This is a genomic window from Richelia sinica FACHB-800 (assembly GCF_014698825.1).
In the GTDB taxonomy this organism is placed as follows: domain Bacteria; phylum Cyanobacteriota; class Cyanobacteriia; order Cyanobacteriales; family Nostocaceae; genus FACHB-800.
Window position 1 is genome coordinate 1 of sequence record NZ_JACJTT010000012.1, and the last position, 13,086, is coordinate 13,086.

General features: G+C 38.3%; 10 protein-coding genes. 7 read left to right on the top strand and 3 right to left on the bottom strand.

Annotated features, from left to right (window positions below; all coding sequences use genetic code 11):
* Window positions 1–83 precede the first annotated feature (83 nt).
* The gene (locus H6G73_RS10965) at window positions 84–1,520 is read right to left on the bottom strand and encodes an amidohydrolase family protein (protein ID WP_190604260.1); all 1,437 of its coding nucleotides are present in this window, start codon (window positions 1,518–1,520) and stop codon (window positions 84–86) included.
* 134 nt (window positions 1,521–1,654) lie between these two features.
* On the opposite strand from H6G73_RS10965, the gene H6G73_RS10970 reads away from it, so the two are divergent.
* The 5 genes from H6G73_RS10970 to H6G73_RS10990 all read left to right on the top strand — a co-directional run bounded on the left by H6G73_RS10970 (window position 1,655) and on the right by H6G73_RS10990 (window position 7,107).
* Window positions 1,655–2,452 carry an aspartyl/asparaginyl beta-hydroxylase domain-containing protein gene (locus H6G73_RS10970; RefSeq protein ID WP_190604263.1) on the top strand — a complete coding sequence of 266 codons (798 nt, stop codon included), beginning with the start codon at window positions 1,655–1,657 and terminating at the stop codon, window positions 2,450–2,452.
* A 150-nt stretch (window positions 2,453–2,602) separates the two neighbouring features.
* Window positions 2,603–3,613, top strand: a complete 1,011-nt coding sequence (locus H6G73_RS10975; RefSeq protein WP_190604265.1) for a zinc-binding dehydrogenase — start codon at window positions 2,603–2,605, stop codon at window positions 3,611–3,613.
* Between the two features lie 8 nt (window positions 3,614–3,621).
* Window positions 3,622–4,017: a nuclear transport factor 2 family protein gene (locus H6G73_RS10980; RefSeq protein ID WP_190604267.1), complete on the top strand. Its 396-nt coding sequence runs from the start codon at window positions 3,622–3,624 to the stop codon at window positions 4,015–4,017.
* Window positions 4,018–4,893: 876 nt separating this feature from the next.
* Complete coding sequence (locus tag H6G73_RS10985; protein ID WP_190604269.1) at window positions 4,894–6,051, top strand: sensor histidine kinase; 1,158 nt, start codon at window positions 4,894–4,896, stop codon at window positions 6,049–6,051.
* Between the two features lie 183 nt (window positions 6,052–6,234).
* A complete protein-coding gene (locus H6G73_RS10990) occupies window positions 6,235–7,107 on the top strand; it encodes a response regulator (protein ID WP_190604270.1) in 873 nt (290 codons plus the stop codon).
* A gap of 162 nt (window positions 7,108–7,269) precedes the next feature.
* Here the strand turns inward: H6G73_RS10990 and H6G73_RS10995 are convergent, their stop codons facing one another.
* Window positions 7,270–8,952: an NAD(P)H-quinone oxidoreductase subunit 4 gene (locus H6G73_RS10995; protein ID WP_199317699.1), complete on the bottom strand. Its 1,683-nt coding sequence runs from the start codon at window positions 8,950–8,952 to the stop codon at window positions 7,270–7,272.
* A 242-nt stretch (window positions 8,953–9,194) separates the two neighbouring features.
* On the opposite strand from H6G73_RS10995, the gene H6G73_RS11000 reads away from it, so the two are divergent.
* Both H6G73_RS11000 and H6G73_RS11005 read left to right on the top strand, forming a co-directional pair.
* Complete coding sequence (locus H6G73_RS11000) at window positions 9,195–10,481, top strand: FAD-binding oxidoreductase (RefSeq protein ID WP_190604272.1); 1,287 nt, start codon at window positions 9,195–9,197, stop codon at window positions 10,479–10,481.
* 39 nt (window positions 10,482–10,520) lie between these two features.
* The gene (locus tag H6G73_RS11005) at window positions 10,521–11,876 is read left to right on the top strand and encodes a (Fe-S)-binding protein (RefSeq protein ID WP_190604275.1); all 1,356 of its coding nucleotides are present in this window, start codon (window positions 10,521–10,523) and stop codon (window positions 11,874–11,876) included.
* Between the two features lie 109 nt (window positions 11,877–11,985).
* Here the strand turns inward: H6G73_RS11005 and hisC are convergent, their stop codons facing one another.
* Window positions 11,986–13,035: a histidinol-phosphate transaminase gene (hisC, locus tag H6G73_RS11010; RefSeq protein WP_190604277.1), complete on the bottom strand. Its 1,050-nt coding sequence runs from the start codon at window positions 13,033–13,035 to the stop codon at window positions 11,986–11,988.
* Window positions 13,036–13,086 lie beyond the last annotated feature (51 nt).

A 13,086-nucleotide genomic window follows, 5' to 3' on the forward strand; every position in this document is an offset into this window, starting at 1 on the left:
CATTACCTTTTGCCGAAAATCATCACTATAAGGTTTAGCCATTGAAATCGGGAGATGCTATGGGAACTCTTATAGTTTACGTCCTAATCTTGATGGCTATAGCTATAAATCAAATTACCTCTTAAAAACGTACTCTTCACCTTTCCTGTTAATCCCATTCCTTCAAAAGGTGTGTAACCTTGCTGTGATTCTGACTCAGCAGCACGCACCACAAAACTTTCATTGGGGTCTACTAACACCAAGTCAGCATCATAACCAATAGCAATATCACCTTTTGTGAATAAACCAAAACGTCTTGATGGGTTCCAAGATAGTAGCTTTGCCATGTGGTTGTAAGACATTCCCCGCTTACTACCTTCACTCAAAACCCCTGAAAGTAAATATTCCGTACCACCAAAACCAGATTTTGCTAACCAAATGTTATTTGGGTCTTTTGCACTTATTTTTTGTTCCGCAGCACAGCAAGCATGGTCACTTACTATCCAATCTATTTGATTATTAATCACAGCTTGCCATAGATATTCTACATCAGCACGGGGACGAATAGGAGGGTTGACTTTTGCCCAAGTACCATTGGCAGTATCAACATCTAATAATAAATGCCCTACGGTGACTTCCCGTCGAAAATTAATATGAGGGAAAGCAGTTTGCATTGTCAAAGCTGCCTCTATTGCTTTCCGGGAACTCAGATGTAATAAATTGATATTTACACAGTTAGTTTCATGGGCTAAATAAGAAGCAATACTAATTGCTAAACCTTCTGAATGAGGAGGACGCGCTGCACTGTAAGCATGAAGTCCAGTCAAGTTAGAATCATTTTCGACTATTTTGGTATAGGCGTTGAGAATTTCGGCAATTTCGCAGTGTAAACTTAAACTAATAGTATCTTTAGCTTGGGGATATTCCACCATCAAGCGAGTGATACCCCGCATAATAAACTCAAAGTGAGCAAAGTCATAGCGTTCCTCTTTATTAATCATGAGAAAGAGGTTTTGTTTGTTAGATAAACCATGTAAACCATAACCCCCATAAAACATAAAAATTTTAAAGGAAGTTATCCCATATTCTGTAAATAAGAAAGGAATTTCCTCGATATGCTGACTGGCTATAGGTGCAATGTGATAGCTATAATCAACAAAAAAATTGCCTGTGGATAATGCTAATACTTCAGGAAAAAAATCTTGGTATGAACCGCCTTTATTTAGATAATATTGTCCTGTACGAATATAGTTAAGGCTGGTAGTTACTCCCCCCATGGCCGCAGCTTTGCTTTCAGTTACTGCATCTTGGTCAAGGGGTTGATAAATGCCGATGTGCATGTGAGCATCCACAACTCCAGGAAAGCCTAGCAGATTTTTGGCATCAAATACTTCTTTTCCTTGGTCTGGGTTAATATAAGGAGTAATCTGGGCAAATTTTTCATCTTTAATGCCTATATCTAGTAGTTCGACAGTGTGAGTATGGGGACGAACTACTCGGACATTTTTGATAATTTTATCTAATAGAGGAGGTTCCGACACAGTAGACCTCACATTAAAATTGGTAAAGCAGCTAATTTCTGGGTTATCCAGCTTCAATATAGTATCGGAACACAAAGCTTATATCCATGAATATGTAACAGTTGTTTATGCAAATAAATTAAGGATAAAAAGCTATGACAAATTTTAATGAATATCATCTCAATCCTGGAGCATTTCCGTTTTTGAAAACTTTGCAAGATAAATGGCAAGTCATCAGAGATGAGTTTACTAGTTTCCTTAACCAAGCATCGGAGGAGGAATTAAAGTTTACTTACGATGTGCTAGGGCCTAAAAGTCAAACGATAAAAACGAAAGGAAGTTCAAAATACAGTGCCTTTGGTATTCTCTTTCAAGGATTATTTATTGACGAATATATCCAATTACATCAAATCAAATATCCAGATTATTCGGCAGAAACAGCATCAGCAAAAGCCCTGGCATTAAGAGAAAAATATTTTCCTAATTTGGCTCAGGTGATCACAGAAGTCAACTTTGTTGAAGATAATTTACTGAGAAACGTCTATTTTGGTACGTTCCATCCTGGTTTAGATATTAAACTCCATGTCAACTATAACCCGCATATGAATCGTGGCTATCTAGGCTTAATTGTGCCTGAGGGTGATATAGCTATGAAAATATGCCATGACAAGCTTTATTGGTATGAGGGGGAATTTATGGTTTTAGATCATAGCTATCCCCACTGCCCCCATAATTACACGAATTGCGATCGCACGGTTTTGGTTGTAGACTTCTTTAAGCCAGAGATGCCTAGAGCAGAAGTGATAGCCTTTGAGCAGGAACAAGTCGCACAACGTATGCAGGATAATCCTTACAGCTTAGGTGTGTTCGGGAAAAGCGACAAAGCGGAAGCAGCAGATTTTATCAAGTATGGTTTAGCTCATCAATTAGATTGGGATAAAGCTTTATCTTAGAGAAAAGAGTTAAAACCTTGTATTTAAAAAGCCTTTGAGGTGAATTTTATACCATCAAGCTAACACCTCAAAGTCTTATCTTGGTTGGGTTTTACTCAAACCCATTTACCCATCTGTTTCCTGCTTTTCTAGAATTAATATCAGAATTAAATGACAGCAAAAACCTACAGGAAGTTAACAGTAAAACAACTGCATCAAGACTTCAAATCTGCTATTGAAATTGTTGAAATTCCTATTCCTGAACCAGGAAGCAAGGAAATTTTAATTAAAAACAAATTTGCTGGTGTTAACGGTGGGTTTGATACTTTATTGTGTCGTGGGGAAGTTCCCTATGTTAACTTAACTCCACCTTTTGATTTAGGTGTGGAAGCAGTGGGGGAAGTTGTCGCGGTGGGGGAGAATGTTGAAGATTTTCAACTAGGTGATGCAGTTGTTACCAATGTGCGGGGAGGGGGTTATCGAGAATATCAGCTGATTGATGCCAAATTGGCTGTGAAGGTCAGGGAAGCAACACCAGAGGTACTAGCCCTCATGCCTACAGGTATATCAGCCTTGGTGGCCCTAGAACAAGGGGGAGAGATGAAAAGTAATGAAGTGGTGTTAGTCACAGCAGCAGCAGGAGGAACTGGACATATTGCGGTGCAACTGGCTAAGTTAGCTGGAAATCATGTGATTGGTGTTTGTGGTTCCGACACCAAAGGGCAATTATTGAGAGAGTTGGGGTGCGATCGCACTATTAACTATCGTACAGAAAACCTGAACCAAATTCTCCACCAAGAATATCCCAATGGCATCAATTTGATTTTTGAATGTGTAGGTAAACAAGTTTTCGACACCTGCGTGGATAATTTAGCAGTGCGGGGACGGTTAGTGGTAGTTGGTTTTATTTCTGAATATGCCAAAATTCCAGAACTAGTTAATCAACCTCGTATCTATCAACAAATTTTCTGGAAAGCTGCTTCTGTGAGGGGTTTTCTGATGCCACATTATCAAGAACATGTACCAGCAGCAAGAGAACGTCTTTTAAATCTATTTTACAGCAATCAAATCAAAGTCATTGTTGATCCCCAAGAATTTTTAGGACTAGAGTCTATCCCCGATGCAGTGCAATACTTGCTGAATGGTCAGAATTGCGGCAAAGTAATGGTCAGATTTGAATGAATTAACCAATGACAATATCAGAAAATACCCTCAAAGTTGCTCAAATAGGATTTGAGCATTTCACACATGGTTTAGCAACTGGAGAATGGCAACCATTTCTCGATATGCTCACAGATGATTTTACCTTTTGGTTTCCCATGGGTAAATTTCATGGTTTGAATGTAGGGAAAGAACGCGCAAAAGAATTTTTTCAATATGTTTCTGAGGCTTTTAGTCCAGGAATCAAAATAGTAGCTGTAGACAATGTAGCTAGTAATGAAAAAACCGTGATTTTTGAGTTTCGAGACGAAGGACTGCTATTTGGACAACCTTATAAAAATCGTGTTGTTGTCTGTTTCGAGATTCGGGGAGAGAAAATTTGCAGCTATCGGGAATATTTTGGTAGTGATGGTAAATCTTATTAAAAAATATTCCTTTTGGGGGATTAAAAAAATATGAATTGATATCAAAATTTCAGACTTCCCCTTGGTTATGACCCAGAGGAGATGAGGTTTGAGATAGCAGATGAAAAATTTTGATTTTACTCACCAGTAACCAAAGATTAAGCCCAAAGCCAAAATTTCTAAGCTTTGTCCTACGTTGTGGGACTCTTGTTAAGAAAATTGAAAAGCATTATGTATACAGCATCACATAATAGCTTAATATTTTTTATTTCTTGGGTCAGATGTTGAAGACGAAAAGGTTAATTAATTATGTCTAAGGTCATCCCTCAGAAGGAAGACCAGGCATATTCTTTTATAGTTAAATCCCTGAAACAGCAAATTAAAATAATAGAGGTTAAAGACTAAAAATTTGCCAATTTCGGACAAATCAACTAGGTCAAATCTACGTTAAACAACCTTGACAAAATTTTATTTGTATGCACCAAAGAATCATAAAAGCTAAATATGCAACAAAATTATCTCTCCCACCATTTAGGACTACTATATAACCATCGGTTCTTCTTAATTCCTACGCAAAAATTTTATTGATATAAATTGAGCTAATACTCTTATACTGATGCCAATTTGATGAGAATACAAATACTTAGTTAAGAATTGAGCATTGCTCAAACCCTAGAAGAAATCCTGATATATCAGTATTTTCGTTAAATGGTATAAGTAAAAGGAAATATTGAGCGACACAACAGCCAAATCATCAAAATATGTTTTTGGTTAAGTTACAAGTTATTGACATTGACTTGCTGCTTGTATCACTCTAACAAGAATAATTGTTTTTCTTGTATTAGTGATAGAAAGATACCTATCATTAGCCGCTAATAGTTAGGAATGGGGAGGTATATGAACTTCGATGAATCTGCCCTAATTCAACCCAAGTCTCAATTGACATCAAATTTAGAGCTAGAGTGTAAATTAGCTAAAATTTTAATTAATCAGACTATAGAAGCAGCATTTTGTATAAATGAAAATACTGATTTTGTTTATGTAAATGAAGCATTTTGTAAATTAACAGAATTTTCCCGTGAAGAACTACTATCTATGAAAATAGCTAATATAGATGTAGATTTTTCTGTAAAGAATTGGTTGCAACAATGGCAATTACTCTTTATGCAAAAAAAGCTTTCTTTTTCATCTCGATATCGTACTAAAAATAGTCAGATATTAGAAGTAGAAATTATGATGACTTATATTAAATATCAAGATGTAAGTTTTATTTGTGCTTTTGTACATAAGAATATAGATAAACTAACGAGTTTTAGCCAAAAAGAATTATATTCTGCCCTGGAAAATACCAATTTTAGTGATTTACAAAGTAATTTTCTGCCTATTTTATTTCATCAACTGCGGGTTCCTCTAAATATTATTTCCTTTTCTAACAGTTTACTAAAGCATCATACAGATGGATTATTGCTAGAAAAAATCAAGCCATTAATTGATCATATCCAGACAGCAGTAGACCAATTGAATAGTATGGTAGAAGATATATTACTTTTAGCTAAAATCAAGTCAACAGGAATTTATGTTGATTCACAAATCATTGACTTGGTGGAGTTTTGTGATAATTTACTATCACAACTGAAAATTATTAATAGTGAGAAAAATATTAACTTTATAAGTAAATGCACCTGCACAAAAGTACGAATAAATCAACAGATATTGCAGCCAATTTTACAGAATTTACTGGAAAATGCAATTAAATATTCACCCTTAGATCAGGCAGTGGATTTGATTTTGATTTGTGGTGAAGAAAAAGTGATATTTCAAGTTCAAGATAGGGGTATTGGTATTCCTGCAATAGACAAATCCAGATTATTTGAGCCATTTTATCGAGGACGAAATGTGGAGAATATACCTGGTGCTGGAGTGGGTTTATCAATTGTCAAAACTTTAGTGGATTTATATCAGGGTGAAATTATATTAGACAGTACAGTTGGTGTAGGTAGTACCTTTACTGTGATTTTGCCATTACTCAAGTCGAATGCTGGGGAAAAAAAATAAATATGAAGTGAGCAATTCTTATGATTTGAAAAAATATCCAGTCAAAAATTCAGGATGAAATAATCTTCCAGTTCTATGAATAGTATCAATTTTGATAAATTCACTAATAAATGCAAGTTAGATAGGTGTTTGAGAACAATAACTTTTTAATTTTTAATTCTTAGAAATAATTGACAGAAAAATATGCTCTACACATCACTGAAAACTATTATTGTCATTGAAGATGATACAGTGACTCGTAATTTGTTTTTAGACTGCTTGCAGCAGGAGGGATTTAATGCTATTGGTGCAGAAAATGGCTATGTGGGAGTTGAACTAACCAAAGAATATTTACCTGATTTAGTAATTTGCGATTTGGTGATGCCAGAAATGGATGGTTACTCAGTTTTGTCTAAATTACGTCAAGACCCATTAACTGCAATTATTCCGTTAATTGTGTTAACTGCTAATCATAATAAAGCTGCTATTAGAAAAGCAATGGAGTTGGGGGCTGATGACTATTTGACTAAGCCTTCGACAGTAGATGAACTATTAAAAGCGATCGCTATTCGACTGGAAAAACAAGCAATACTTAGGCATTGGTACGCCACTAGTCATTTTACCTCTGAAGATTATCCCCTCACCAACAGGAAAGAAGATATAACATCACACTCCATCTTCCCTCCTATTGGTCATCTCCAGAAAGTATTTGAATTTATCGAAGCCTATTATCACCAGGGAATTACTTTATCCGATGTTGCCGAAGCTGTAGGATATTCTCCAGCCTATTTAACTAACCAAGTAGCTAAACAAACTGGAGAAACTGTAAACGGTTGGATAGTGAAACGACGTATGGCCGCAGCACGCCCTTTATTGCAAAATACCAATCAAACTATCGAAGAAATAGCCACCAAACTTGGTTATCAACATGCTTGCCATTTCTCCCGTCAATTTCGCCAACATCATGGCATTTCTCCCACAAGTTGGCGAAAACAACATCAATTGACACAAGTGGCCAGAAATCCCAGACTGCAATTCCTCAAAACTCAAAAGGAATTATTTGTTCCTACATGTTGATACTGCTGTAGCAGTGGACAAGGGGTGGAAAGGGGAAACGGAAGACAAGGGGGACAAGGATTAATAGGGATATCTTCTTTTTCCTCACCCTCTCCTCTACTCCTCCTCTCTTTCTGTCACCTGTCACCTGTCACCTGTCACCTGTCACCTGTCCCCCGTCCCCTACTTAATAATTCCCACCACAGCTAAATCAGATTCTGCAATTTGAGGTGCAAACAATTGCTTGGCAAAGATGTGGGGATTCTCCTGAGCTATTTGAATATATGATTGACGCACATGGGTGTTGACAGCAACTGTCTTCACGTCATACATCTGCGTTGCTATTTTGGGATAAACACCAACTCCAATAATTAAGACCAGAAAACAAGCTGCAATAAACACTTCCCGTGGTCTAGCATCACTATAAACTGCTTCGGTAGGTAAGAGGCAATCTGTACCAAAACAAACTGTGCCTTCGTCTTCCTGATTTTCCAAGGCTGCATTGTTGATATCACAGCTTAGGTCTGAACCAGTACCGTAAAATACCTGTCTCAACATGGAAAGTAAATAAATTGGGGTAAGGATAACTCCTACTGCTGCTAGGAAGACCATGACGGTACAGAAAGTAGGATTGTAGATATCACTTGTGGTGACACCAACAAACACCTGTAATTCGCTCACAAAGCCACTCATGCCAGGTAAAGCCAAGGATGCCATTGCCCCAGCTGTAAACAGGGCGAAAACTTTAGGCATAGCTTGACCAATACCACCTAAACTATCCATCGCCATTGTATGGGTGCGATCGTAGGTAACACCAGCCAGGAAGAAGAGAACCGAAGCAATGAGACCGTGGGAAAGCATTTGTAGCATAGCCCCACTCACTCCCACATCAGTAAAGGAAGCTATACCCAACAACACGAATCCCATATGGGAAACTGATGAGTAGGCCAACCGACGCTTCATGTGAGTTTGAGCGAAAGAATTCAACGCCCCATAAATAATATTGATGACACCTAAAGCAGCAAGAACAGGAGCAAAATAAATATGAGCGTCAGCTAATAAATCTAAATTCAACCTAATTAAACCGTATCCACCCATTTTCAACAGTACACCTGCCAAAATCATGGATACAGGGGCAGAAGCTTCACCGTGGGCATCTGGCAACCAAGTATGTAAGGGGAAAATCGCCAACTTCACACCAAAGGCAATTAACAACCCTGCATACAGTAATAGTTCTAAACCTAAGGGGTAATTTTTCGCGCCTAGTTCAACAATATCAAAGGTCATATTGTCGCCGTGGAGAGCCATAGCCAAACCAGCCACTAAGATAAAGATAGAAGCTGCGGCGGTATAAAGTAAAAATTTTGTAGCAGCATAGCGGCGTTTTGGGCCACCCCAAATAGAGACTAGCAAGTAAACGGGAACTAGTTCTATTTCCCACATGATGAAGAATAACAGCAAGTCTTGGGCAATGAATACCCCAATTTGGGCAGCATACAGCACCAACATTAAGAAGTAGAACAGACGAGGCTTCAAATTAACTTGCCACGCTGCAAACATAGATAGGGTGGTGACAAAACCTGCTAGTAGCACGAGAGGGAAGGATATTCCATCAACTGATACTGCCCAACTCAAACCTAACTGAGGTAACCATGTGTACTTCTCTGCTAGTTGAAAGTCGGCACTACTCGCATCGTAATGACTCCAAAAGGTGTAGCACATCAAAAGAAAATCTGCGAATCCCACACCCAAGGCATACCACCGCACTAGTTTGCCATCTTTATCTGGCAGCAGGGGTATGAACATGGAAGCAACAAGCGGTAGTAGGAAAATCGCAGTCAGCCAAGGAAATTCATCCACAATCATGTCAATGAGCAAAAATACTTATGTTGGAATACACATATTTTATTAAACTTTGTAGCACTTTCGTCATAAATCTTTATCGCAGATTGACATAGAAGAAGCTGATTTAGACTATGATTCTCAATTCTGATGCTGTTAATAGATTAAATATTATTGATCACCAATGTGAGGCTTGGATATTTGCTGATGAGATTTTTTGGTAAGAATAACCAGTACATTAGTAAGGAGGATATAACAATAGACTAATGAATGCGATCGCCTCTACCCTGACAACTATTCTCAGTGAACAAAACGCCGTTTTAGCATGGGAAAATCTTCCCCCCACACAGCAGCAAGCCTTCCAGCAGGTAATAGTATCTAAAAACCAGCCTAGTTGTATCGTTTATCCTCGCACCCAAACACAACTAGCCTCTGTGATTACCACCGCTAACCAAAATAAATGGCGTGTTCTCTGCTGCGGTAGTGGCAGTAAACTTAACTGGGGGGGTCTCACTCAAAATATTGATATTATCGTTAGTACCGAATATATTAACCAACTCATCGAACATGCCGTTGGTGACTTAACTATTACTGTAGAAGCTGGGATGAAATTTGCCCAGATACAAGAAATTTTAGCCAAATCTCGACAAACATTAGCCCTTGACCCCTTTGCACCAGCATCAGCTACCATCGGTGGTATCGTGGCAACAGCCGATACAGGTTCCCTCAGACAACGCTATGGCAGCGTGCGTGACCAAATTCTCGGTATTACCTTTGTCCGCGCAGATGGACAAATTGCCAAAGCCGGGGGAAGGGTAGTGAAAAACGTAGCTGGTTACGACTTAATGAAATTATTTACTGGTGCTTACGGTACATTAGGTATGATCAGCCAAGTAACATTTCGGGTCTATCCTCAACCAGAAAGTTCGGGAACAGTAGTATTAACAGGTCAACCCGATGCCATAGCTCAAGCTGCTGCTACCCTCAAAGCTTCTGCCTTAACACCTACCCAAGCAGATTTAGTATCTAGTAAATTGGCTGCTGTCTTGGGTTTAGGTGCAGAAATAGCTTTATTAGCTCGGTTTCAAAGTATTAGCGAAAGTGTCAAAGAACAATCCCAAAGACTATTAGAATTAGGGCAAAAATTAGGCTTAAATGGCATAATCTATGCTGGCGAAGACGAAATCGATTTATGGCAAAGATTACCAGAACAAATATATAGTTATGGACTAGAACAGAGAATTACTGCCAAAATAGGAGTATTACCCACAGCCGCAGTGGAGATTTTAAATCAATTAGAATTAGGTGTAATTCATATTGGTAGTGGTTTAGGTATAGCTAATTTAGAAAATCAACAACAAACCCTAGCTGTGAGGAAATTATGTCAAACTCATGCTGGCTTTTTATCAGTTTTAACAGCACCTTTATCAGTAAAAGAAAAAATTGATATTTGGGGATACAATGGCAATGCTTTACATGTCATGGGACGGATTAAAGAACAGTTTGACAAGAATTATATTTTAAATCCTGGTCGGTTTGTCCATGGGATTTAATTGACAAAAACCGCCAAAATGCAGAGGGGAGAAAATTAAATGCAAGTTTCTGAAGGTGCAACTAATAATACTGCTAGTATTAAGAATTTACAGGGCTTTGACCCCAATCACCCACCAGACCCAAAACTAATTGATAGTTGTGTCCATTGTGGATTTTGTCTTTCTACTTGTCCCAGCTATCGAGTCATTGGTAAAGAAATGGATTCCCCCAGAGGACGCATTTATTTAATGGATGCGATTAACGAAGGGGAAATAGCACTGAATACAGCCACAGTACAGCACTTTGATTCCTGTTTAGGGTGTCTAGCATGTGTCACAACTTGTCCTTCTGGAGTGCAGTATGATAAGTTAATTTCTGCCACTCGTCACCAAGTAGAGCGGAACTATTCCCGTAGTCTTTCTGACCAATTTATTCGCAAATTAATCTTCTCGTTATTTCCCAATCCTGACTTATTAAGGATTTTCCTATTTCCCTTATTCATTTATCAAAAATTGGGAATTTCTCAAATATTACGCGCCACTGGTTTAATTAAGAAAATATCCCCTCGTTTGGCAGCAATGGAATCAATTCTGCCAGAAATTACCCTCCAATCTTTTCAAGATAATTTAGCAGATATCATTCCTGCCCAAGGCAAAAAACGTTATCGTGTAGGTGTAATTTTGGGATGTGTACAACGACTGTTTTTCTCACCTGTGAACGAAGCAACAGTGAGAGTATTAACAGCCAATGGTTGTGAAGTAGTTATTCCTAAATCCCAAGGTTGTTGTGCTGCCCTTCCCGAACACCAAGGACAGACAGAACAAGCAAAAACTTTAGCCAGACAGATGATTGATAGTTTTGCTGATACAGGCGTAGACTTTATTATTATTAATGCTGCTGGTTGTGGGCATACTTTAAAAGAATACGGTCATATTCTCGCTGATGACCCAGAATATAGAGATAAAGCTAAAGAATTCGCAGGAAAAGTGAAAGATGCACAAGAGTTTTTAGCTAATGTTGGATTGACCGCTAAACTCTCTCCCTTAGCTGATAAACCAGTGAATTTAGTTTATCAAGATGCTTGTCATTTACTCCATGGACAAAAGATCAGTATTCAACCCCGGCAATTATTAAAGCAAATTCCTGGTGTGACTTTAAGAGAACCAATTGATGCCGCTTTATGTTGTGGCAGTGCGGGCGTTTATAATATGTTGCAGCCAGAAATTGCGGAAGAATTAGGGCAACAAAAGGCTACAAATTTAGTAAACACAGGTGCAAATTTAATTGCTTCTCCTAATCCTGGATGCAGTTTACAAATTAGTAAACATTTACAATTGCAAGGGAAGAATATCTCAGTTATTCACCCCATGGAGTTGTTAGATTATGCTATTCGGGGTGAAAAATTGAGTATTTAGACACAAATTATTTAATCTTGTAGGGTGTGTTTGCTAAGGTAGCATTTTTATTGATGGTGCGTTGCGCTACGCGACAACACACCCTACATTTATATGACTGAAAATTAAATCATACGATAAGACTTAATGCACTTACTAAAGCTTGATTTTGTTCATCAGTACCAACAGTAATCCGCAGTTTATCATCTAGTCTTGGTTGAGGGAAATAACGAATTAATATTCCTTTGGCTCTTAACTGAAGATAAATATCTTGGGCATTGTTTTGTGGTGGTTGGGTAAGTAAAAAGTTGGTGTGAGACTCCCAAACTTGAAAACCCAGCTTTTGTAAGTCTTGTGCTAGTTTGATTCTGGATTTTTTGACTTTAGCGACACAGGCATTTTTATAATTTTGGTCACTGATAGCAGCTGTTCCCACGGCACAGGCGATCGCATCAATGTTATAACTATCCTTAACTTTATACAATCCGCTCAATAATTGGGGATTGGCAATACCAAAACCTAGACGTATTCCTGCTAAGGAGTATCCTTTTGATAAGGTGCGAATTACCAACACATTCTCAAATTCTTGGACTAAATCTAGAGCATTTTCTTCAGCAAAGTCTACGTAAGCTTCATCTATCACCAATACCCCAGTTAAATTTCTCGCTAATTTCCGTAAATCATCTTTTGGTACTATATGACCTGAAGGGCTATTGGGTGAAGCAATAAATGTTACAGCACCATTAGCAGCAATGATTTCCTCTAGGGGTAGCTGATAGTCTTCACTGTAAGGAATTTCTAGCAATCTTGCCGACTGCATCTGCGTTAATGTACTATATAAAACATAAGTTGGTGTAGGATATACGACTTCTCTCTCTAGGTCTGTACAGGCTCGCATGACTACGTTTAATAGCTCGTCGCTACCATTACCTACGATGATCCAATTACTAGGAATTCCTAAAACTTGACTAGCCGCGTGACGAAAGTCTTGAGCAAATGGGTGAGGATACCGTCTTAACAACTCAGGGTCAAAATTTCCCAGCACTTCCATCACTGCTGGTGTGGGGGGATAGGGATTTTCGTTACTATTCAGCTTAATAATTGGTGTGCCTGGCTGGGGCTGTTCTCCAGGAACATAAGCCGCCATGGCATCAACGTTAGCACGGAAGTAATTGCTCATGACTCACTCTTCACCCTTTCATCGTTGCGAGAGTAGAAAACTATACTCTAC

Excerpts from the sequence above, each read along its gene's own strand:
- H6G73_RS10980 (WP_190604267.1), top strand. The coding sequence starts at position 3,622 with ATGACAATATCAGAAAATACCCTCAAAGTTGCTCAAATAGGATTTGAG.
- H6G73_RS11000 (WP_190604272.1), top strand. The coding sequence starts at position 9,195 with ATGAATGCGATCGCCTCTACCCTGACAACTATTCTCAGTGAACAAAAC.
- hisC (WP_190604277.1), bottom strand. The coding sequence starts at position 13,035 with ATGAGCAATTACTTCCGTGCTAACGTTGATGCCATGGCGGCTTATGTT.
- H6G73_RS10990 (WP_190604270.1), top strand. The coding sequence starts at position 6,235 with ATGCTCTACACATCACTGAAAACTATTATTGTCATTGAAGATGATACA.
- H6G73_RS10975 (WP_190604265.1), top strand. The coding sequence starts at position 2,603 with ATGACAGCAAAAACCTACAGGAAGTTAACAGTAAAACAACTGCATCAA.
- H6G73_RS11005 (WP_190604275.1), top strand. The coding sequence starts at position 10,521 with ATGCAAGTTTCTGAAGGTGCAACTAATAATACTGCTAGTATTAAGAAT.
- H6G73_RS10995 (WP_199317699.1), bottom strand. The coding sequence starts at position 8,952 with ATGATTGTGGATGAATTTCCTTGGCTGACTGCGATTTTCCTACTACCG.
- H6G73_RS10970 (WP_190604263.1), top strand. The coding sequence starts at position 1,655 with ATGACAAATTTTAATGAATATCATCTCAATCCTGGAGCATTTCCGTTT.
- H6G73_RS10985 (WP_190604269.1), top strand. The coding sequence starts at position 4,894 with ATGAACTTCGATGAATCTGCCCTAATTCAACCCAAGTCTCAATTGACA.